Origin of the sequence: Janthinobacterium amylolyticum (assembly GCF_051380655.1) — a bacterium.
Classification (GTDB): domain Bacteria; phylum Pseudomonadota; class Gammaproteobacteria; order Burkholderiales; family Burkholderiaceae_D; genus Janthinobacterium.
This window is the reverse complement of record NZ_JBNYXL010000007.1, coordinates 88,215-110,609: the sequence shown is the minus strand read 5'-3', so window position 1 is coordinate 110,609 and position 22,395 is coordinate 88,215. Positions and strand designations below refer to the sequence as shown.

Sequence of the window (22,395 nt, the reverse complement as noted above, 5' to 3'; positions counted from 1 at the left end):
TAACCCATTCCACGCGTCCAGCCTGCGCTTTTGCGCTGCGCCACGACGCACGCCATTTCAATTGACAGTACACAGGAGCATGCTATGAACTCTCTCACCGTATCCAAGGCTGGCGCGGCGCTGCTGCTCGGCTGCACCCTGCTGGCGCCGGTCGCGCAGGCTGAAACGCAAGCCGTGTTCTACAACCATCTGGTCTCGACCGCCGTGGTGGCCACGCCACTGCTGGTGAACGACACGCTGTTCGTCGATACCTTCACGACGGAACGCGGCTCGCTGCTGCAAACGACCACCTTTACGGTCGGTGCCGGCGTGCAGGCATTTACAGGCAACGCCGCATGGCTGGTCACCGGCGCCACTGAATTCGGTCCCCGCCTGACCGGCGTCAACATCGACCTGTTCGACTCCAGCAATAACCTGGTGCAATCGGACACCTTCACCGGCGTGCTGGGCGCCTTTGCCCATTCGACCTTCAACGGCCTGCTGGGACCAGGCACCTACACCCTGGTGGCGAGCGGCACCGGCACGCGTGATTCCGTGCTGGACATTTCCATCACCACGGCCGTGCCCGAACCGGAAACCTACGCCATGCTGCTGGCCGGGCTGGGCCTGATCGGGTATAGCATACGGCGCCGCAAGACGGCTGCCTGAGCGGCTGCCTGAGCGGCCGCTCGAATTGCCGCCGCACGCACGGGGCGGCAGCGGCGGCCCCATGCAAGGGCTTGCTCATGCACTTGCTTGTTCATGCTCGGCCGGGGCCACAGCCGGGCGCCTCATGCCCGGGCTGGTCCATACCCGGCCTCGTCCATCCCCGGCCTGGTGCATGCCAGGCTGGTCCATGCCAGGTCTGCGCCATGCCGTGACGGGCCGCTGCCCGGGCCAGTCATGCACGGGCCAGCTTACGCACTCAGCCCTGCGCGGGACGGCCCCCATGCTGGCGGAATTTCGCGGCGATGGCCTGTGCCTTGAGGGCGGCGGCGGCCTGCTGCTCGGGTGTCAATTCGTTTTGCAGCCAGTGCCAGTATTCATCCTGGTAGGGATTCGTCGTGCCTGGCGCAAGGATATCGTCGTACACCATGCGCAGGGCCAGCAAATAGCCATACGCCTGGGGCGCATCCTTGCGCACCACCTCACCATCGCGCAGGTAGGCCATCATCAGGGTGGAAACGCTGCTCAGTTCCGCCTCGTCCGCCTGTGCCGTCAGCTGGGCGATGGCTTGCCGCTTCCACTCCTGCACCAGCGGATCGTCGGGACGGTTGCGCAGCGCGCTGCGGTCGCCGAACGGGCCTTCCGACAGGAACAGGGTGGCCGCGCCCGGCACGCCTGCCCTGGCGGCAGTGGCAAGGTAGGCCAGGCGTTCGTCGCGCTGGCGCTGCGTCATGCCCGCACAGAGTTGCTGTTGGGCGGCTTTTTCCTCCGCCGTCATCTCGCGCCCCAGTTCGAACTCCAGCGCCGGCAGCCGCCCTTCCTGGCCGAAGGCGATGCAGTCGTCGAGCAACTGGTAGGCCGCATACGCGTCTTCCGGCTTGCCGCTGGCCGCCAGGCGTTCCAGCCGCTGCGCCAGGGTGACGGCAACGGGCGGCGCGCCGGGCACGGGAGCAGCATCGATGCTGAAATACGCGGCCAGGCTGCGTCCTTGCGACGCGCTGGCGGCACCGGCCGCCGCGGCCGCCGCGCCGTCAGGGTTCGCGGTGTCGGCGGCGGGCCAGCAGGCCAGCGCCAGCGCTGCGGCGAGCGCCGCGATGGCGATGCCGGTGAGTTTGACGTTCATGGTGATGGGTGGGCGTGTGCGTGGACGTGGGTGGACAGGAAACGCACGTTACCACAGGCGCGCGGCAAGCTGCCGCACGCGCCGCGCACGCCGGGCCCTGCTCAGCCGCCGGCCTTTTTCGGCTGGTGGCCCAGCTTGACCAGCGCGGCCAGGATGGTGTCGACATGGTCGCCCTGCACTTCGATCACGCCGTCCTTGACGGTGCCGCCCGAACCGCACTGGGTGCGCAGCTGCTTGCCCAGCAGTGCCAGGGCAATGGCGTCCAGCGGCAAGCCTTTTACCACGGTGACGCTCTTGCCGCCGCGTCCCTTGGTCTGGCGCGACACGCGCACGGCGCCGTCGCCCACGGGCGCCGCCTTGGCTTGCGCCTTGCATGCGCATTGCGCCAGCGGCTGGCGGCAAGCGGGACACATGCGCCCTGTTTCAGTGGAATACACGAGGCCGCCCTGGGAACTGCTTTTCATGATGGAGAAATGGAAGAATGGGAAGGCTGCGATTGTACCAAGCGGCGGCCGGCAATTGACGGCTTCGCCACCGTCACCTTCATTGACGGCTTCGCCGCCGCAGGCAGCCATAGACATCCGCGCCGCCCGCATCTTCGCCTGGCGGCGACGGACTTCGCTTGACGGTGCCGATTCACAGCGCCACGCGCGACGCCTTTCAGTTGGCTGGCACCGGCGCCGGAGCGGGCCCCGCAGGCGCCGTCGGCACTTCCGTGACGGTTTCCGGGATGCCCGACAAGATCGTCACGGCGACCCGGCGGTTGCGCGCGCGTCCTTCCGGCGTGGCGTTCGGCGCCACGGGAATATTGTCGGCATGGCCCACGGCCGTCAGGCGCGAGGCCTGCACGCCGCTGGCGATGAACAGGCGCACGACAGCGCTGGCGCGCGCGGCCGACAGTTCCCAGTTCGAGGCAAAATTCGAGTTGCTGATGGGCTGGACATCCGTATGCCCTTCCACCTGCACCGCGTGAGGGTCGTCCTTGAGCAGCACGGCCACGGCGCGCAGGGCCTGGTCCGACTCGGCAGTCAGTCCCGCCGCGCCCGGGTCGAACAGCACGCTGGCATTGATTTCCACGCTCACGCCACGGCTCGTCTGCGTGACCCGCACTTTGCCTTCCTTCACCAGCGGCGCCAGGGTCGAGGTCAGGTCCTGCGCCAGGCGCGTCATGTGTTCGCGCTCGCGGCGGATGGCTTCCGTGCGGCGCTTCAGGGCGGGATTCGGCAGCGGGATGGCTTGCGGCGCTTCCATGATGATGGGCGGCGCGCCCTTGTCCAGGCTGAAAGCCTGGCCGATGGCATTCTGGAACACGCGGTACTTGCCTTCGTTGACTTGCGAAATCGCATACATGACAACAAAAAACGCGAACAGCAGGGTGATAAAGTCGGCGTACGAAATCAGCCAGCGGTCCTGGTTGTCCGGCTCTTCGTCATACTTTCTGCGCGCGCGCCGCATCATGGTCAATGCTCGTGCAAAAGGCTGGAAACGCGCTCTTCGATGATGCGCGTATGGTCGCCGGTGGCGATGTCGTACAGCACCGCCGCCGTGATTTCATACTGCAGCACGCGGCGCGAGACGATGGCCTTGAGTTTGTTCGCCACCGGCAGGAACAGCAGATTGGCCAGGCCCACGCCATAGATGGTCGACACGAAGGCCACGGCGATGCCGCCGCCCAGCTTGCTCGGGTCGGTGAGGTTTTCCATCACGTGTATCAGTCCCAGCACGGCGCCCAGGATGCCGATGGTGGGCGAGTAGCCGGCCGCCGACTCCCATACCTTGACGGCCTGGCGCTCGGCCATCTCGTAGGCGGAGATTTCCACGTCGAGCAGCTGGCGCAGCTTGTCGGGCGCGATGCCGTCGACGATCATGCGCAAGCCCTTGGCGTTGAAGCGGTCCGGGGTGTTTTCCATCAGGCGCTCGAGCGCCAGCGGGCCGTCGCGGCGCGCCGTCAAGCTCCATTGTCCGATATCGCGCGCCAGCGCGGCACGCGTGTCCGCCGGCGGCAGGAACACCCAGCGCAGCATTTCCAGCCCGCGCACGAAGGTGCGCAGCCGCGTTTGCAGCAGCACGGCGCCGAAGGTGCCGATGACCACGATGGCGAAGGCAGCCGGCTGCAGCAGGGAGGCCATCTTGCCGCCTTCCAGTGCCTGGCCGACCAAGAGGCCCGCCAGCGCCAGCGCCAGCCCGATTACGCTGGACCAGTCCACGCCTGCTCCCTCAAGGTTGCGCGCAGGCGCGCGACGGCCTGGGTATGCAGCTGCGAGACGCGCGATTCCGATACGCCCATCACCGCGCCGATCTCCTTCAGGTTCAGCTCTTCTTCGTAATACAGGCCCATGAGTATTTTCTCGCGTGGCGGCAGCGCATCGATGGCATCGATCACGGATTGCCGGAAATCGGTATCGAGCAGGGAACGCAAGGGGTCGCTGTCCTCGTCCACGCAATGGCGGTCGAGAAAGCTGTCATTGCCGTCCGGATCATGAAAATCTTCGTAGTACACCAGTTGGTGGCCGCCGCCGTCGCCCAGCATTTCCTGGTAGTCGGCCAGCGACATTTTCAGCAGTTTCGCCACTTCCGACTCCGTCGGCGGATGGCCGAGGCGCTGCTGCAAGGTGCTCATTGCCTCTTCGATCTTGCGCATGTTCTGACGCATGCTGCGCGGCAGCCAGTCGCTGGTGCGCAATTCATCGAGCATGGCGCCGCGGATGCGCAGCACGGCATACGTCTCGAACTGCGCGCCGTGCGTCTCTTCATAACGGGTAATCGCATCGAGCAGGCCGATCATGCCGGCCTGAATCAGGTCATCGACCTCGACCGAAGGCGGCAATTTCGCCTTCATATGGTGCGCCAGACGCTTTACCAGCGGAATATGCTCCGTCAGCAAATAGTCCTTGTTCGATTTCCCTTTGACCGTGTACATAGGCTGCTTATTGTTTTCTCATCTTATCTGGTGCTACGGTTGGCTTCAGGCGCTGAACTGGTGCGGGCTCCCCGTCTGGTACAAGGTGCCGCCCAGCACCGGTGCGGCCGAGCGCGCCAGCCGTTCGGCCAGGCCGCGAAACGCCACCGAGGCGCCCGCCAGCGGAAACGCATCGACCACGCTGCGGCCCAGGCGCGCCGCGCGGTGCAGGTATTCATCGGCAGGCACCGAGCCCATCGACGTCAGTTTCACGGCCAGATAGCGGCTCGCCGCCTGCGCCATATTATCGTATACCACTTTTGCCTCGGATTCGGAAGCGCCGGTGACAAGAATGCCGAACGGACGGCGTCCCATTTCCTGGCTCAGGCGCTTGATCAGGCAGTAGGCGGCCTTGATCGAGGTGGCGCTGGTGGACACTTGCACGACGATATCCGATGAGGCCATCAGCGGCACGGGGAAGCAGTCGCCCTCGTCGGCCATGACGCCGTCGACCAGCACGATGCCGCTCTGGCGCGCCAGTACCTCGAAGGTCTTGCCCAGGCGGCGCATCTCGTCGGCCGTGGCATAGTCCATGCTGTCCATCAAATGGTTGCGCGCGCCCAGGCTGGCCACGCCGAAGCCTTGCGGCACCTGGTGGATGACCTGGTTCAGGCCGCACTGCTGGCGCGCCACGTCGCGCAGGCTGGCGCCGTGCGCCAGTCCCAGGCGCGCAGCCACGCCATCGCTGCCGCCGGTGGCGTCGAGCAGCAGCACGTCATTGCCGCCATACGCCAGCGACGCACCCAGGTTGACCAGCATGGCGCCCTTGTCATCCTGCGGCGTGGCCGACAAAAAAGTCATCACGCGCGGCTGCGGGCCGGCCAGCATGCGGCGCAGGCCTTCGGCCTGGTCGAAATCAAAGTTAGCCAAGGTGCACCCCGCGCGCTTCATTGTTGCGGGCGGCCGCCTGCGCCATCAGCAGCGGCAGTTCGGCGTCGGAAAACTGCGTCGCCGCCGAGTCGCGCTTGAGCTTGAAGGCGCGGTCGATCAGGTAGCCGCGGTCGGCCAGGTACAGGTCTTCCGGCACGCGCTGGCCGTTCGATACATAAAACAGGTTCAGCTTCTGGCGGATCACCACGTCGAGCACATTGCCGATCGAGGCCGCTTCATCGAGCTTGGTCATGATGCAGCCGGCCAGGCCGCTGCCCTGGTAGGCGCGCACCACTTCGTTGAGGGTTTCCTGCGTCGCGGTGGAATTCAGGCACAGCAGGCGTTTCACGTCGGCGCCGGCGCCCGACAGCATGGCCACCTGTTCCGTCACCATCTGGTCGCGCTGGCTCACGCCCACCGTATCGATCAGCACCGTGTGCTTGTTCTTCAATTCCTTCAGGGCAATGCGCAAGTCGGCCTCGTCCTTCACCGAATGCACCATCACGCCGAGGATCTTGCCGTAGATGCGCAACTGCTCGTGCGCGCCAATACGGTAGGCATCCGTGGTGATCAGGGCCAGCTTTTCCGGGCCGTGGCGCATCACGCAGCGCGCGGCCAGCTTGGCCGTGCTGGTGGTCTTGCCGACGCCGGTCGGGCCGACCAGGGCAAACACGCCGCCCTGCTCCAGCATGGCGTCTTCATTGGCCACGGTGTTCAGGTTGCGGCTGAGGACAGTCTTGATCCAGCGCATGCTTTGCGCGCCGTCCAGGCCGGCGGGCAGCTTGTCGATCAGGTAGCGCGCCAGGCTGGCCGAGAAGCCGGCGGCCAGCATTTCGCGCAGCACCACGGCTTTTTGCGGTTCGCGCTGCTGCGTCGAACCCCACGAGATTTCCGCCAACTGGGTTTCCATCATGCCGCGCATGGCGCGGATTTCATTCATCATGCCGCTCATCTCGGCGGCGGCGTTTTCCTTCACATGCGCCAGCGCGCTGGCCATCATCTGCTGCATGCGGGCCATGTCCATCGGCTCGGAAGCAGCCTGGCGCGGCGCGGCGGGACGTGGCGCGGCCGGGCGCTGGGCCGGGGCGGCCGCACGCTGCGGCGTGGCGAACTGGGTCTGCAACTGGGGACGGGGCTGGGCCATTTCGGAGGCGGCCGGCGGCGACGCCAGCGAAGCGGCGTCGTCATTGGCCAGCGCGAGGATCTCCACCACGCCATCGGCCTGGCGGTTCGACAGGATCACGGCATCGGGGCCCAGCGCTTCGCGCACCTTGCGCAGCGCATCGCGCGACGAGGCGCCCGTAAATTTCTTCACATTCATGACCGGCCTCCCAAGGCGGGGGTGGCGCAATATTGGCTGAACTGTGTGACCATCATCGACTCCTGTTGCTTGAGTGCTGTCTTCCACATGGACACAGATCACTCGGACAGTTTCCATTATTAGCGATGCACTGAGGAAACGATCGAAGGAACAGGACGGGAAAGTACCCGTTATTCAGTTTGCCGGGAGGAAATTGATGCTTTCTTGACATAAACGATGGATGGGTCATCCGCCCGACTGACGCTAACGACATCCGGGAGCAGGCTCCCCTCGCACCGTGGCAATGACCTTGATGTTGGCGATGCCGAGGGTCAGTCCCGGCATTGCTTTTTTTAACCCAAAGCAACAACCGGGGTCGAACCCTGAGGGTTCGACCCCGGCCTTTCGCTCGGGTTTGCTTTGCTGCAAATGCTGGGGTCAGCCCCCCACTGACGCCAACGCAAAGCGCCGCGCTAACGCTGGCGGGGGTCTGCGCCCGGCATTAACTATGCCAACTATTGCGCACCCACCAAACTGGTCACGCGGATCGTCTTGGTCTCCGGCACTTCCGCATGCGACAGCACTTTCAGCTGCGGCAAGGCACGGCGCAGGAAGCGCGACAGCAGGGCGCGCAATGGCGCCGGCACCAGCAGCACCGGCGTCAGGCCCAGCGCTTCCTGCTGCTGCGCGGCCAGGCCCGCCTGGTGGGCGATGGTGTCGGCCAGGCCCGGCTCGATGCCGGCGCCGTCGCCGCCATTGCCCATCGCTTGCATCAGCAGGCGCTCCAGGCGGCTGTCGAGGGTCATCACGGACAATTCCGCCGCGCCGGGGAACAGCTGCTGCACGATGGCGCGGCCCAGGGCCACGCGCACCAGCGCCGTCAGGTCGCTCGGGTCTTGCGTGTTGACGGTATGCTCGGCCAGGGTTTCGATGATGGTGCGCATGTCGCGGATGTGCACGCCTTCGGCAAGCAGGTTCTGCAGCACCTTCTGCAGGGTCGACAGGGACAGCATCTTCGGCACCAGGTCTTCCACCAGGCGCGGCGACTCCTTGCCCAGGTGGTCGAGCAGCGACTGCACTTCCGCGCGGCCCAGCAGTTCCGACGCATGCGAGGTGATCAGGTGGTTCAGGTGCGTCGCCACCACGGTGCCCGCATCGACCACCGTGTAGCCCATCGATTGCGCCTGGTCGCGCAGGCCCGCGTCGATCCACGTGGCCGGCAGGCCGAAGGCCGGGTCGGTGGTGGAGACGCCAGGCAGGCTGCCGCTGGCCATGCCGGGATTGATCGCCAGGAACTGGCCATTGAAGGCTTCGCCCACGCCCACTTCCACGCCCTTCAGGGTGATGCGGTAGGCCGACGGCTTCAGTTCCAGGTTGTCGCGGATATGCACGGGCGGCGCCAGGAAGCCCACTTCCTGGGCGAATTTCTTGCGGATGCCCTTGATGCGCTTGAGCAATTCGCCGCCCTGCGTCTTGTCGACCAGGGGAATCAAGCGGTAGCCCACTTCCAGGCCCAGGGTGTCGACAGGCATGATGTCTTGCCAGCTGGCCTCTTCCTGTTCGGGCGCGACAGTCGCTTGCGGCGCCTCGGCAGGCTTTTCGGCCGCCGCTTTTTCCTGCGTGCGCTTCTTGCTGATCAGATAGGCGCAGCCGGCCAGCGAGGACGCCAGCAGGATGAAGACCATGTTCGGCATGCCGGGGATCAGGCCCATGCCGCCGATGATGGCGGCGGTAATGTACAGCACTTGCGGTTTCGCAAACAGTTGGCCGACCAGCTGCGTGCCGATGTCCTGTTCGCTGGCCACGCGCGAGACGACGATACCGGCCGCCGTGGAAATGATCAGCGAAGGAATCTGCGCCACCAGGCCGTCACCGATGGCCAGCAAGGTGTAGTTCTTCAGCGCGTCGGCAAAGCCCATGTCGTGCTGCAGCAAGCCCACCAGCAAGCCGCCGACGATATTGATGACGGTCACCATGATGCCGGCGATGGCATCGCCGCGCACATATTTACTGGCACCGTCCATGGCGCCATAGAATTCCGCTTCCTGCGCCACTTCCGTGCGGCGGCGGCGCGCTTCGTCTTCGCCGATCAGGCCGGCGTTCAGGTCGGCATCGATGGCCATCTGTTTACCCGGCATGGCGTCCAGCGCGAAACGCGCGCCCACTTCGGCGATACGGCCCGCACCCTTGGTCACCACGGTAAAGTTGATGATCGTCAAAATGATAAACACGACGATACCGACCGTGAAGTTGCCGCCAATCAGGAAGTGGCCGAAGGCTTCAATCACTTTACCGGCCGCGTCGGCGCCCGTATGGCCTTCCGTCAGCACCACGCGCGTGGACGCCACGTTCAGCGACAGGCGCAGCATGGTCGACACCAGCAGAATGGTCGGGAAGGCCATGAAGTCGAGCGGCTTGACCGTGTACAGCGCCGTCAGCAGCACGATGATGGACAGCGCGATATTGAAGCTGAAGAAAATGTCGAGGATGAAGGCCGGCAGCGGCAGCACCATCATCGCCAGCAGCATGATGATGATGACCGGCGCGGCGATGCCCTTGCTGGCGTTGCCCCCCATGCCACTGAGCCAGGCTGGCATTCTCAGGCCGTTCATGGTGTACTTCCTTTATTCTTGTCAGCGGCATCGGCTGCCGGTGGTGTCTGTGATGCGGGATTCTGCGGATCGAGTTCGGGCGGCACGTCCAGCTGCTTCGGCTTGTCGGGGCGCTGGCCGTGGCCATTGCCGTAGCTGCGCAGCTGGAACACATAGGCCAGCACTTCGGCCACGGCGCCATACAGCGCCTCGGGAATTTCGTCGCCGATCTCGGTATGCTTGTACAGCGCACGCGCCAGCGCCGGCGCTTCCAGGATGGCGACCTTGTGCTCGCCGGCCAGTTCGCGGATCTTCGCCGCCACTTCGTCGATGCCCTTGGCCACCACCTGCGGCGCGCCGCGCGAATTCTCGCCGTATTTCAGCGCCACCGCATAGTGCGTCGGGTTGGTCACCACCACGTCGGCCGTGGGTACGTCGGCCATCATGCGGCGGCGCGACATTTCATGCTGCATCTGGCGGATCTTCGCCTTGATCTGCGGATTGCCGTCCGATTCCTTCGACTCCTGCTTGACTTCCTGCAGGGTCATTTTCATCTTGTTGGCGTAGTGCCACATCTGGTAGGGGCCGTCGATGGCGGCGATCAGGCCGAGTGCGCCAACGATCAGCAGGAAGGCCGTGATCAGCAAGCTGATCAGGTGAGCCGAGCCGGCGCGCAGGGATTCCACGGACAGACCCAGCACGGCGTCTTTCTGATGCTGCATCACCATCCAGGCCACGACGCCAACGACGAGCGTCTTGGCGATGGCCTTCAGCAATTCCACCAGGGCATTCTTTGAAAACATATTGCCCAGGCCGCGGATCGGGTTGAGCTTGCCAAAATTGGGGGTAAACGCCTTCGAGCTGAACAGCCAGCCGCCCACCAGGATGGGCGAGGCCAGCGCCACGAGCATGATGGCCAGCGCGTACGGCAAGCAGGTCAGCAAGACCGAGCTGACGTCGTAGCCGATGCGCAGCATCATCGCATCGGGGTCGAGTATCTGTTCCCGGTTCAGGCTCAGCCCGGAGACCATGACAGCCGTCAGCCGGCGCACGATGGCGTCGCCGGCAAACCACAGGCAGCAGCCGGACGCCATCAGCACCGTAAACGTGGCAACTTCACGCGATCGCGGAACGTCGCCTTCCTCACGCGCCTGCTCGAGGCGCTTCGGTGACGCGGCTTCGGTCTTTTCTGCGTCGCTGTCTTCCGACATCAATCAACTCCGGTGAAGTCCTGCGGCCTGGCTAGGCGCAATACGGACTGGGCATGGAGCATTATCGGTTCAAGCGAGCGCCCGCCATCGGCGGAACAGGAGGGCAAATCCCCTGTATTTCCTTTGCCCAGATGAAACAAGGCGCCGCAGGCGTCCATGTCAGAGGGGACCGAAAAACGGTCAGGACAAGGCGCGGCCCCGAAGACAGTACGACTAGTACGGCGAGGGGCTGCAACGCAGTCATGGCCATTTTCTCGGGTCACTAACGATTTTTCCGCGCTTCCGCCTGCTTGACGGTCTGCTCGATGGCGCCAAACAGCGACTTGCCGTCATCCCCCAGCATTTCCAATCGCACCACATCGCCAAACAGCAAATACGGCGTACTGGCAACGCCATCGGCGATCATCTCCTGGTTACGCCGCTCAACGATGCTGGAAAATCCCTTCTTGACTTCCTTGTTGGCGACGCCGCCCGCGCTCACCACGCTGCCGGCGCGCGCATTGCGCGTCTGGCACAGATGCGCGAGCAGTTGCGGATAATTGAAGGCCATGTCGGCGCCCGCATGGGGCTGGCCAGACACCTTGCCGTTCAGGCTGCAGCGCACGGCGTAATGTACCTTGCCGCCGCGCCAGGCGTCGCCCAGCTCGTCGGGCGTAACCGCCACGGGCGAGCAGGCCATGGCCGGTTTCGACTGCAGGAAGCCATGGCCGCCCGCCTGTTCCTCCGGCGCCAGGTTGCGCAAGGTAACGTCGTTGACCAGCATCAGCAGCTTGATGTTCAGGTGCGCCTGGTCCGGCGTGGAACCCATGGCCACGTCATCCGTGATGGCGGCGATGCCCGCCTCGTAGTCGATGCCCCACTGCTCATGCGCCAGGGTAATGTCATCCTGGGCGCCGAGGAAATCGTCGCTGGCACCCTGGTACATCCGCGGCGCGTCGCGCAGATTGGCGGGCAGCTCGGTTCCCGCCGCCTTGCAGGCCCGCTCGACCTGCTGGAGATATGCGGCGCCCGCCACGCGCAGGCTGCTGCGCGGCAGGGGCGCCATGCAGTTGGCCGGGTCGAAATCGAAGGCACGGTGGCCGCGCCCGCTATTGATGGTCTGGTACAGCAAGTCCAGCTGGGGCGCGATAAAGCTCCAGTCGTCGAGCGCCTTTTGCAGGGTCGAAGCGATGCCGTCGGCCAGGTGCGCCGTTTTCAGGTCGCGCGAGACGACGGCCAGCTGGCCGTCGCGCGTGCCATCTTTCAGGGTTGCTAATTTCATGTACGGGAAACTTCGTCAAATGCAGGCAGTTGGAGGCTAAAGACGCCAAAAAGCCGGGACATTCCCGGCTTTGGCAATCAGCAATAGGGTCAGGCCAGCAGGGCGATCTGCTCGGGCGTGAGGTAGCACCACTCGCCTTCCGCAATGCCCAGCGATTCCAGGGTCAGGCTGCCGATGGCGGAACGGTGCAGCGCGCTGCAGTGGTTGCCGGCGGCGGCCAGCATGCGCTTGACCTGGTGGTATTTGCCCTGCTCCAGCACGATTTCCAGCTGGTGCTCGCCGCGCTTGACGCAGACGAGGGCCGCCAGCGGAGCCGGTTCGTCATGCAATTGCACGCCGGCCAGCAACAGCGCCACCAGTTCATCGGTCACCGGTTCTTGCGTGGTGGCCTGGTAAATCTTGGGAACGTGGCGCTTCGGCGACGATTGTGCATGGATAAACGGGCCATCGTCGGACATCAGCAGCATGCCGGTGGTGTCGTGGTCGAGCCGGCCGACGGGCTGGACTTCGCGCCAGGTGAACTGTTCCGGCAGCAGGGTCAGCACGCCAGGGTGATGGCTGGGTTTGCGCGAGCATTCGAAATTGGCGGGCTTGTACAGCGCCAGGTACAGGTGCTGGCGGTAGACCCACTCTTCTTCAAAGACGTGCAGCACCAGGCCTTCGGTCTCGACGGTGGTGCGGTAATTGGTCTGGGTAACGCCATCGATGACGACATCGCCATCATCGATAAGGGAACGACAATATTTACGGGTGCCAAAACCCTGCGATTGCAGGATGCGGTCTAGGGATAATTTACTCATGGGCGTGACTTTACCAGAAGCGGCTGACAGCGTGAAGCGGCGCCGCGCGCCGCTTGCGCCGGGAATGTATGGCAGGAAACCATGACGGATGCAGAAAGACGGAAAAGAACAAGGTGAGAATTGGCGACAAATGGATGTTTCCTTTGAGATATATCAAGCGCTCGGAATATCGCATTGATAGACTGAAACTTCGTTAGGAATCCGCCTAACGAGCTTTAGGAATAATAACCAGGCAACGACTCACAAGGACATTGTATGAAGCACATCGACACCATTGCCTTACAAGGCAGCATCGACGACATGCGCATCCGTATCGCCAGCGAACAGGCGGCGATGCACAAGGTGCAACTCGGCGTGGCGCGCTGGCGCCGCGCGCTGTCCGCGCCGGAGCAGGAAGTACGCACGGCGAATGACACGCCCGGCCCGGCCAGCCAGGTGCGCTGGCATGCCGATGCGCAATGCCATTTTTTGTGCTGGCTGGAACAGGGCGGCTTTGCTCAGGAACAAGAGGAACCCGACCACCAGGCGGCGCCCGTGTCGGCGGACAAGGCGCACGGCGACGATGCCGCAGCAAAGGGCATGGTGGCGCAGGCGCAGCCATCCGCCACCCCGATCGCGCCGGCGCACTGCAACGACTGTACCGCCTGAAGGCCGCGCCAGGATAACCATGCCCTGCCCTCGCATGCATGCATCAAATACACATTGGCCTTCCCACGCGGCCAGGCACTACACTGTCGCGCCCGCCGCCATCGATCGCGGCAGACAAACGGGAAAAAGAAACGGCAAAAGCACGCAACAAAAGGAAACGGCGGCATTGCGCCGCCGTTCCCAAGCCCCATCGGGACTTTAGTGAGGAATGTAAATTCACTCAAAACCACATCTGCGATGTGGCGAGTAGTTCCAAGACCTACCAATCAAGTTAGTACTGACAACATAGTTGATATATCGCCCCTCCTTGAAAAGAACTACTGCTTCACTATAGCCCAAGGAGGTCGATTTTCAAGGCAATTTACCACCTTATTGAAAATCATTCTCGACTGGCTTGCCTGCCAGCCAAGAGTCATGCTCTCAGCGCAACGCCGGCTGTGACTGCTGCACGGCTGCCTTCATGGCACCGGCGCCCATGGCCGCGCCAAATTTCTTCAGCACCCGTTCCGGCAAGCCTTCATGCTGCGTGTAGTCGACGATGTCTTCCGCCTTGACGATATCGCGCGCCACGCTGTCAACCGTGCCAAAGTCATCGGCCAGGCCCATTTCGACGGCTTTCGCGCCCGTCCAATACAGTCCCGAGAAGGTATCCGGCGTTTCCTTCAGGCGCTTGCCCCGTCCCGCGCGCACCACATCGATGAACTGCTGGTGGATTTCATTGAGCATGCCCTGCGCATACGCCTTGTGCTTGTCCGTCAGCGGGCTGAACGGGTCCATGAAACCCTTGTTCTCGCCGGCCGTCAGCAAACGGCGCTCGACGCCGACTTTTTCCATCACGCCCGTAAAGCCGAAGCCATCCATCAGCACGCCGATGGAACCGACCACGCTGGCCTTGTTGACGTAGATGCGGTCGGCGGCGGCGGCGATGTAATAGCCGCCCGAGGCGCACATTTCATCGACCACCACATACAAAGGCTTGTCCGGGTAGCCCTTGCGCAGGCGCTGCATCTCGTCGACGATCATGCCTGCCTGCACCGGACTGCCGCCAGGGCTATTGATATGCAGCACCACGGCGACCGAGCCGCTATCGGAGAACGCCTTGTCCAGCGCCGGGATGACGACGGCGGCCGAGCCGCTGCCTTCGGATTCGATGGCGCCGCTGATGTCGATCAGGGCCGTGTGGCGGCCCAGGGTTTCGCTGTCGTCGGTGCTGTTGTAGTCATAAAACACCCACAGGGCGAACAGCACGATCAGCAGGCTGAAGACCTTGAAGAAGATGCTCCAGCGGCGGTGCGCGCGCTGTTCTTGCAATGTGGCAAATACCAGCTTTTCCAGCACGTCGCGTTCCCAATGGCCGGCGGGGGCGCCGCTGCCGCTGGCGGGCGCGCTGCTGTCCAGCTTGTCATTCGTGTTATCGCTCATAATTCACTTTGCTTAAATTGCAAAAGGCCGTGCCGGGACTCAGGCCGGCAGGGGTTTGACATACTCATCCGGTTGCCAGTACAGCTGGCCATCGCGCTCGGCCACGGGAATCGGACGCAAACGGCCGCCCTTGCAGGGACCGCCAGCGCAAAAGCCGCTTTCCGGCACATAGATGGCGCCATGCGTCGAACACATCAGGTACAAGCCGCTGGACTCGAAAAACTCGCCTTCGGCCCAGTCCAGCTCGATCGGCACGTGGGCGCAGCGGTTCAGGTAGCCATACGCCTTGCCGCCATGGCGCACGACAAAGCCGGTGGTCGCTTCGCCACCGGCAGAGACGGGAAAGCGCACGCCCTTGCCACCATCGGCGACGGCGTCGGCGGCGCAAATCAGGATATCCACGAGATCGGCCATCATGCGTGCTCGCTCAGCCATTGGTGCAGATGCGCCACCGTCGGGGCCGAGTACAGCGGCTTGCAAGCCTGCAACTGCTCGACCGGATGCGCTCCATACTCTACGGCAATACCAACCGCGCCCGCATTGCTTGCCATCAATAAATCATGACTGGTGTCGCCGATCATCACGGTTCGGCGCATGTCCTGCCCCAATTCACGCGTGAGTTCCTGCAGCATGGCAGGATGCGGCTTGGAAAAAGTTTCATCAGCGCAACGCGTGGCATCGAACAGCGACAGCAGCTTGACGGCATTCAACGAGCGGTTCAGGCCGACGCGGCTCTTGCCCGTGGCGACGGCCAGGAAATAGGCCTGCTGCGACAGTTCCTGCAGCATCTCGTAGACACCGGGAAACAATGCCAGTTCGTGGTCGCGCGACAGATAGTGATAGCGGTAGCGTTCCGCCATGCGCGCATGGTATTTCGGCTCCACGTCGGGCATCACCAGCTGCATGGCTTCCTGCAGGCCCAGGCCGATTACATGCGAGGCCAGCAGCTCGGTGGGAACAGGCAAGCCCAGGTCTTTGGCTGACGCCTGGATGCACTTGACGATGGTCGAGGTACTGTCTATCAGGGTGCCGTCCCAATCGAAGACGATCAGATCAAATTGCTTTCTTGCCATGTTTCCCGACGACACACGCCGCCGGCTCCTTGAGAATGAATGATGGCGACTGACTACCTTGTGAGTAGTGTCGCGCGCACGCTTGCTTGCTTATCGTGCGGCAACGGCCAATGGTTTGCCCAAGCTTACCAAGAAACGCTCGCATTCGGCAGCCAGCGGCGCGTTCAGGGTCATCGTCTTGCCGTTTTCCGGATGCGTAAACGTGATCTGGTGCGCGTGCAGGAACATGCGCTTCAGGGCGCCGCGCGTGCTGTCGGCTTTCAACAGGGCACGGTTGAGGGCAAAATCACCATATTTATCGTCGCCGGCAATGGGGAAGCCGGACGACGACAGGTGCACGCGGATCTGGTGCGTGCGTCCCGTCTTCAATTCCGCTTCCAGCAAGGCGAAGTTGTGATATTTATGCAACAGTGTAAACACCGTGTGCGACGCCAGCCCATCGGCCTGCACGGCCACCCGGCGTTCGCCTTCGGCCGTCGTATATTTATGCAATGGCAACTTGATATGCTGGCGCGCATTCTTCCAGTCGCCCGCCACCAGCACCAGGTAACGCTTGTCCGTGACGCCGTCGCGCATCTGCTCGTGCAAATTGGTCAGCGCGGAACGTTTCTTTGCCAGCAACAACAGGCCGGAGGTGTCGCGGTCCAGGCGGTGCACCAGTTCCAGGAACTTGGCATCGGGGCGCGAAGCGCGCAATTGCTCGATCACGCCGAAGGACACGCCCGAGCCGCCATGCACGGCCACGCCGGCCGGCTTGTCGATGACCAGCAGCTGCGCATCTTCGAAGATGATCTTGAATTCGGCGGCAGGCGCGCCGGTGGCGGCCTTTTCGGCCACGCGCACGGGCGGAATGCGCACCACGTCGCCGGCGGCAAGACGGTACAGCTGATCGATACGGCCTTTATTGACCCGCACTTCTCCCGAACGCAATATCCGGTAGATGTGGCTTTTAGGCACTCCCTTGCACACTCTTAATAAGTAGTTGTCGATGCGCTGGCCTGCTTCTTCCTCGGCGATCGTTACGAATTGGGCTTGCGGCTGAACCGGGGGTGTTGAAGGGGGAACAACATCATTTTGACTCTTCATTTACTATGTCTTCCCAGAAATCTCTCTAAGTCCTTCATTTTGAATATATAATTGTTTTTGCTGCGGCCCTGGCTGCTGCGAGTGTAAGAATAAAAGCACATTTTACACAGGGGCGTCTCCACCGGCCTCGCCAAATTGCAAATTCGGTGGAAAAAAATGTATATGCACCATCCCTGCGCGAATCAAGGTTGCACCGTAGTTGTAATCGGATAACGCGTGGAGATGCAGAAGTGAGTGTGGGATTATAAGGATAAGTACCCGTTAGCGCGACTTATCGAGTCGGGCTCGCGGGTTGATGAAGTTGATAACGCTTGCCGTTTTCGCCAAACCCCGTATGAGGTCACAATACTGAGGGTTGTCGATGAATAGGCTGAGGCCAAGCCTCGCCATCGCGATCCCTGTAATGTGAGCCGGCTTACGATTTGGCTCTGAATTTGCTGACCACTTGCATTCTCTGCCCCCGATGCAGTTCATTCTCGTCCGGGCTGTTTCAGATGAGTTGCAGGTGTCCTGTGCACTCGGCATGACGATCGACCTCACCGCGCCTGTTGCGGCCGTAACGTTTACCTCGTACGCGTTGTTGCTCCGCACGCCTGGGCATTTCCCCCGCCAGCACTCCCGTTCTCGCATATATCCCTGTACTTCGCCGCTTCTCCGGAAGCGGCTTTGAGATGGCCTACGGGTCGCGGAGTTATAAAAATGAAACGCATGTTGTTTAATGCCACGCAGCAAGAAGAACTGCGCGTAGCGATTGTCGACGGACAAAAACTGATCGACATCGATATCGAGACAGCCGGGCGCGAACAGCGCAAATCCAACATCTACAAGGGCGTGATCACGCGCATCGAGCCATCGCTCGAAGCGTGCTTCGTCAGCTATGGCGAAGACCGCCACGGCTTCCTGCCTTTCAAGGAAGTTGCCCGCACGTACTTCCGTGAAGGCGTCGACGTGCGTAACGCCTCCGTCAAGGAAGCGCTGCGCGAAGGCCAGGAAATCATGGTCCAGGTGGAAAAAGAAGAGCGCGGCAACAAGGGCGCCGCCCTGACCTCGTTCGTTTCCCTGGCCGGCCGCTACCTGGTGCTGATGCCGAACAACCCGCGTGGTGGTGGCGTATCGCGCCGCGTGGAAGGTGAAGAGCGCCAGGAATTGCGCGAAACCATGGATAAACTGGACTTGCCAGCTGGCATGTCCGTAATCGCCCGCACCGCCGGCATCGGCCGCAACGTCGATGAACTGCAGTGGGACTTGAATTACCTGATGCAACTGTGGCGCGCTATCGAAGGCGCCGGCAAGTCGGCCAACGGCGCTTTCCTGATCTACCAGGAATCGTCGCTGGTCATCCGCGCCATCCGCGACTACTTCCAGCCGGACATCGGCGAGATCCTGATCGACACCGACGAGATCTACGACCAGGCGCATCAGTTCATGAGCCACGTGATGCCCGACATGGTGCACCGCGTAAAACGCTACAGCGACGACGTGCCGCTGTTCTCGCGCTTCCAGATCGAACACCAGATTGAAACGGCGTACAGCCGCACCGTGCCGCTGCCATCGGGCGGCGCCATCGTGATCGACCATACCGAAGCGCTCGTTTCCGTCGACGTCAACTCGGCGCGCGCCACGCGCGGCTCGGACATCGAGACCACCGCCTTCAACACCAACTGCGAAGCGGCCGAAGAAGTGGCCCGCCAGCTGCGCTTGCGCGACCTGGGCGGCCTGATCGTCATCGACTTCATCGACATGGAAGTGGCAAAAAATCAGCGCGAAGTGGAACAGCGCCTGAAAGATGCGCTGCACCATGACCGTGCCCGTGTACAAATGGGCAAGATTTCGCGCTTCGGCCTGATGGAACTGTCGCGTCAGCGCCTGCGTCCTTCGCTGTCCGAAGGCTCGCACGTGACGTGCCCGCGCTGCTCCGGCACCGGCCACATCCGCGATACCGAATCGTCCGCCCTGCAGGTGCTGCGCATCATTCAGGAAGAGGCGATGAAGGAAAACTCGGCCACCATCCACGTGCAAGTGCCCGTCGACGTGGGCGCCTTCCTGCTGAACGAAAAGCGCGGCGAAGTGCTGAAAATCGAGAACCGCCACCGCATCGCCGTGATCCTGATCCCGAACAAGCATCTGGAAACGCCGCACTACAAGCTGGAACGCATCAAGCACGACGACCCGCGTCTGGAAGACAGCCAGGCCAGCTACAACCTGGCCGAACATGCTGAAACCGACATGGCTTACAGCAAGCGCCAGAAGGAAGAAGCCAAGCCGCGCCAGGAAGCCGTCGTCAAGACGATCACGCCTGACCAGCCGGCACCGCTGGTCGAGCGCAAGCCGGTGGAAGTGAAGGCCGCCCCGGCGCCTGCACCCGCCGCACCGCAAGGCCTGATCGCCAAGATCATCAGCTTCTTCACCGGCGCCCCGGCACCGGTGGCGCCCGCCCCTGCTCCTGTCGCACCAGCCAAGCCGGCCGGCGCCGACCGCGGCGACCGCAACAGCCGTGGTCCGCGTGGCCGTGGCCGCAACGGCAAGCCTGGCCGCGAAGAACGCGAACCAGGCCAGGGTCGTCCAGCCCAGGACGATGCCGCGAAAGAAGCGGAAGCACTGGAAAAAGCCGCCCGTCCGCCACGCCCGCCGCGTCCGCCACGCGAACCGCGTGAAGCGCGCGAGCCAGGCGACGCCACGGCCGCACCACGCGAACGCGGCGAACGTCCGGAACGCGCCGAGCGTCCGGAACGCGCGGAACGTCCAGAGCGCGCGGAACGCCCGCCACGCCAGCCACGCGAAGCGCGCGAACCACGCGCCGACAAGGCTGTTGTTGCTGAAGTGAAAACTGAAGAGCTGGCACTGCTGGGCGTCACCGCCACCGCTGTCAACGTGGTCGTGCCGTCAAACGGCCCTGCCGCCGACGACGCGCCAACGAGCTTGCTGAAAGCCCCGGCGAACGCCGGCCCTGAAGGCGAAGAGTCGGAAAGCGACGTCGAGGGCGAAGAACCGCGCCGCCGCCGCCGCCGTGGTGGCCGCAACCGCAACCGCCGCGACCGTGAAACGGGCGAGCTGATTGAATCGGCAAACGGCGACACCGAAGGCCAGGACGCCCCCGTGATCAGCTTTACGGTTGCCCCGGCGCCGGAAGCCGACAGCGTTGCCGCTCCTGTGGCTGTCGTGACGACCGCTGTCGTCGCCGTCGCCGCGCCAGTGGAAGCTGCCGCCGACGCCGCGCCAGCCGCCGTCGTCGAAGTCATCGAAGTGGTGGAAGTGGCCAAGGTCGCGGACATCGCCAAGATGGAAGACGTTGCGCCAGCTGCTGAAGCTGTGCCAGCCGCTGAAACGCTTGCTGCAGCAGCACCTGCCGCCGAAGTGATCGTACCGGCAGCCCCGGCCGAAGCAGTCGTTGCTGCAGCGCAAGCTGAACCAGCCGCTGCCGAGCCAGCACCAGCTGCCGAGTACAGCTTTGCCGAAAAAGCCGCGCCTGAAGCAGTCGCAGCGCCAGCGGAAATCATCGTCGAAGCCGTGCCTGTCGCCATCGTGGAAGCCGCACCCGTGGTGGAAGCGGCGCCGCTGGTCGAAGCCATCGCCGTGATCGAGGATGCACCAGCAGTGGTGCCAGCCGCTGAAATGCCCGCCGCAGAGGAAGCCGCTCCCGTGGTTGCCGACGCTGCGCCAGCAGTTGCTCCAACCGCTGAGCCAGTTACTGCTCCTGCTCCTGCTCCCGTTCCCGCCCCTGCTCCTGCGCCAGCACCAGCGCCAGCCCCCGTGGCCGCGCCACTGGACCTGGACGCGGTGCTTGGTTCGGCAGGCCTGACCCTGGCTGCCACCGATCCGGAAAAACTGCGCCTGGCGCAGGAAGCGGCCGCCAAGGCAGTCGCACCGGTACGCAAGCCACGCGAACGCAAGCCATTGCCGCCGCAATCGGACGAGCCGTTGATCCAGGTCAACACGCAGCGTCCATAAGCGCGCCGGGTTCGCCCAGCCGCCAATGATGAAAGGGGAAGCTCAGGCTTCCCCTTTTTTATGCCCATCACCTTTGCCAGCCCTCCGCCCGCCATGCACAGGAACGCCATGCACGAGCACGCCAACCTTCCACCCGCCGCCGTCAGCCTGCGCAGCGCCTTCTGGTACTGGCTCAAGCTGGGCTGTGTCAGCTTTGGCGGCCCGGCCGGACAAATTGCCATGATGCATGCTGAACTCGTGGAAAAGCGCCGCTGGATTTCCGAACAGCGCTTCCTGCATGCCTTGAATTACTGCATGCTGCTGCCGGGGCCGGAAGCGACCCAGCTGGCAATCTACATCGGCTGGCTGATGCACCGCACGCGCGGCGGCATCATGGCGGGACTGCTGTTCCTGCTGCCCTCGCTGCTGCTGCTGATCGTCCTGTCCTGGCTATACATGGCTTACGGCCACGTGGGCGCCATCGCCGCCATCCTGTACGGCATCAAGCCGGCCGTCGTCGCCATCGTGCTGGCCGCCGCCTGGCGCCTGGGCCGGCGCACCTTGCGCAATCCCAGCCTGATCGGCATTGCAGCCATGGCATTTATCGGCATCGCCGCGCTGCATCTGCCATTTCCGCTGATCGTGCTCGGCGCCGCCCTGCTGGGAATGGCTGGCAGCCACTGGCTGCCGCGCCAGTTCCATGCCGGCGGCGCGCAGCACGGCGCCGCCAGCCGCCACCCTCCCGCCCTGATCGACGACGACACGCCGACGCCGGCGCACGCGCGCTTCACCTGGCCGCGCCTGCTGGCCATGGCTGCGCTGGGCGTGGCCCTGGCCTTCCTCGCCTGGCTGGCCCTGGCCCTGGCAGGCGGACACGCGCACCCGCTGGCGCAGATGGGCGTGTTTTTCAGCAAGGCCGCCCTGCTGACCTTTGGCGGCGCGTATGCCGTGCTGCCTTACCTGGTGCAGGGTGCCGTCGAGCAATACCACTGGATCACCAGCGCGCAGATGATGGATGGCCTGGCCCTGGGCGAAACCACGCCTGGCCCGCTGATCATGATTGTTGCCTTCATCGGTTTTGTCGGCGGCTGGAGCCAGGCCGTGCTGGGCCATGGCGCCCCTCTGTGGCTGGCGGGCATGTGCGGCGCGCTGGTCACGGCCTGGTTCACCTTCCTGCCCTCGTTCATCTTCATCCTGGCCGGCGCGCCGCTGGTGGAGGCATCGCGCGGCAACCTGCGTCTGAGCGCGCCGTTGACGGCCATCTCGGCGGCCGTGGTCGGCGTCATCGCCAGCCTGGCCCTGTTCTTTGGCCACCATGTCTTCTGGCAAGAAAGTGCGCAGCCGCACTGGGACTGGGTAGCGATGGCCATCGCGCTGGCGGCCGGCGTGGCGCTGATCAGGTATCAAGTAGGCACCATCAAATTGCTGCTCGCCTGTGCCATCTTCGGCCTCGTGCTATCGTATCTGCCTTGAACGACT

At 63.6% G+C, this 22,395-nt stretch carries 19 protein-coding genes; 4 read left to right on the top strand and 15 right to left on the bottom strand.

The window, feature by feature from the left end; genetic code table 11:
- The first annotated feature begins 84 nt into the window (after positions 1-84).
- Positions 85-648 (top strand): FxDxF family PEP-CTERM protein, encoded by a 564-nt coding sequence (locus ACQ4WR_RS16180; RefSeq protein ID WP_180979523.1) that lies wholly within the window; start codon positions 85-87, stop codon positions 646-648.
- 256 nt (positions 649-904) lie between these two features.
- Here the strand turns inward: ACQ4WR_RS16180 and ACQ4WR_RS16175 are convergent, their stop codons facing one another.
- The 11 genes from ACQ4WR_RS16175 to ACQ4WR_RS16125 all read right to left on the bottom strand — a co-directional run bounded on the left by ACQ4WR_RS16175 (position 905) and on the right by ACQ4WR_RS16125 (position 12,760).
- On the bottom strand, positions 905-1,768 hold the full coding sequence (locus ACQ4WR_RS16175) for a hypothetical protein (protein ID WP_436488446.1): 864 nt from the start codon (positions 1,766-1,768) through the stop codon (positions 905-907).
- A 101-nt stretch (positions 1,769-1,869) separates the two neighbouring features.
- Entirely contained in the window at positions 1,870-2,232 is a 363-nt protein-coding gene (locus tag ACQ4WR_RS16170; protein ID WP_102297175.1) for a translation initiation factor Sui1, read from the bottom strand.
- Between the two features lie 196 nt (positions 2,233-2,428).
- A complete protein-coding gene (gene motD / locus ACQ4WR_RS16165; RefSeq protein WP_102297178.1) occupies positions 2,429-3,223 on the bottom strand; it encodes a flagellar motor protein MotD in 795 nt (264 codons plus the stop codon).
- 5 nt (positions 3,224-3,228) lie between these two features.
- Entirely contained in the window at positions 3,229-3,975 is a 747-nt protein-coding gene (locus tag ACQ4WR_RS16160) for a flagellar motor protein (RefSeq protein WP_102297163.1), read from the bottom strand.
- Positions 3,957-4,688, bottom strand: coding sequence for an RNA polymerase sigma factor FliA (locus ACQ4WR_RS16155; RefSeq protein WP_102297166.1), 732 nt, complete (start codon positions 4,686-4,688; stop codon positions 3,957-3,959). Before ACQ4WR_RS16155 ends, ACQ4WR_RS16160 begins: the two co-directional genes overlap by 19 nt.
- A 45-nt stretch (positions 4,689-4,733) precedes the next feature.
- Entirely contained in the window at positions 4,734-5,597 is an 864-nt protein-coding gene (locus tag ACQ4WR_RS16150; RefSeq protein ID WP_102297169.1) for a MinD/ParA family ATP-binding protein, read from the bottom strand.
- Complete coding sequence (gene flhF / locus ACQ4WR_RS16145; protein WP_436488442.1) at positions 5,590-6,918, bottom strand: flagellar biosynthesis GTPase FlhF; 1,329 nt, start codon at positions 6,916-6,918, stop codon at positions 5,590-5,592. The genes ACQ4WR_RS16150 and flhF overlap by 8 nt, the downstream gene beginning before the upstream one ends.
- A gap of 494 nt (positions 6,919-7,412) precedes the next feature.
- Positions 7,413-9,509: a flagellar biosynthesis protein FlhA gene (flhA, locus tag ACQ4WR_RS16140; RefSeq protein WP_102293654.1), complete on the bottom strand. Its 2,097-nt coding sequence runs from the start codon at positions 9,507-9,509 to the stop codon at positions 7,413-7,415.
- On the bottom strand, positions 9,506-10,699 hold the full coding sequence (flhB, locus tag ACQ4WR_RS16135; RefSeq protein WP_102293655.1) for a flagellar biosynthesis protein FlhB: 1,194 nt from the start codon (positions 10,697-10,699) through the stop codon (positions 9,506-9,508). Before flhB ends, flhA begins: the two co-directional genes overlap by 4 nt.
- A gap of 262 nt (positions 10,700-10,961) precedes the next feature.
- Entirely contained in the window at positions 10,962-11,960 is a 999-nt protein-coding gene (locus ACQ4WR_RS16130; protein ID WP_436488439.1) for a fumarylacetoacetate hydrolase family protein, read from the bottom strand.
- Between the two features lie 89 nt (positions 11,961-12,049).
- Positions 12,050-12,760: a pseudouridine synthase gene (locus tag ACQ4WR_RS16125; RefSeq protein WP_436488437.1), complete on the bottom strand. Its 711-nt coding sequence runs from the start codon at positions 12,758-12,760 to the stop codon at positions 12,050-12,052.
- A gap of 255 nt (positions 12,761-13,015) precedes the next feature.
- On the opposite strand from ACQ4WR_RS16125, the gene ACQ4WR_RS16120 reads away from it, so the two are divergent.
- Positions 13,016-13,408, top strand: a complete 393-nt coding sequence (locus ACQ4WR_RS16120) for a hypothetical protein (protein ID WP_436488435.1) — start codon at positions 13,016-13,018, stop codon at positions 13,406-13,408.
- Positions 13,409-13,828: 420 nt separating this feature from the next.
- Here the strand turns inward: ACQ4WR_RS16120 and ACQ4WR_RS16115 are convergent, their stop codons facing one another.
- From ACQ4WR_RS16115 to ACQ4WR_RS16100, 4 genes are all read right to left on the bottom strand, one after another.
- Complete coding sequence (locus ACQ4WR_RS16115; protein WP_102293658.1) at positions 13,829-14,830, bottom strand: S49 family peptidase; 1,002 nt, start codon at positions 14,828-14,830, stop codon at positions 13,829-13,831.
- A 39-nt stretch (positions 14,831-14,869) separates the two neighbouring features.
- Positions 14,870-15,247 (bottom strand): Rieske (2Fe-2S) protein, encoded by a 378-nt coding sequence (locus ACQ4WR_RS16110; RefSeq protein WP_436488433.1) that lies wholly within the window; start codon positions 15,245-15,247, stop codon positions 14,870-14,872.
- Positions 15,244-15,903: an HAD-IA family hydrolase gene (locus tag ACQ4WR_RS16105; protein WP_102293663.1), complete on the bottom strand. Its 660-nt coding sequence runs from the start codon at positions 15,901-15,903 to the stop codon at positions 15,244-15,246. Before ACQ4WR_RS16105 ends, ACQ4WR_RS16110 begins: the two co-directional genes overlap by 4 nt.
- 90 nt (positions 15,904-15,993) lie before the next feature.
- Positions 15,994-16,989: an RluA family pseudouridine synthase gene (locus ACQ4WR_RS16100; protein WP_102293660.1), complete on the bottom strand. Its 996-nt coding sequence runs from the start codon at positions 16,987-16,989 to the stop codon at positions 15,994-15,996.
- A 699-nt stretch (positions 16,990-17,688) separates the two neighbouring features.
- Here ACQ4WR_RS16100 and ACQ4WR_RS16095 point away from each other — a divergent pair.
- On the top strand, positions 17,689-20,937 hold the full coding sequence (locus tag ACQ4WR_RS16095; protein WP_436488431.1) for an Rne/Rng family ribonuclease: 3,249 nt from the start codon (positions 17,689-17,691) through the stop codon (positions 20,935-20,937).
- A 108-nt stretch (positions 20,938-21,045) separates the two neighbouring features.
- On the top strand, positions 21,046-22,389 hold the full coding sequence (gene chrA / locus ACQ4WR_RS16090; RefSeq protein WP_436488429.1) for a chromate efflux transporter: 1,344 nt from the start codon (positions 21,046-21,048) through the stop codon (positions 22,387-22,389).
- Positions 22,390-22,395 lie beyond the last annotated feature (6 nt).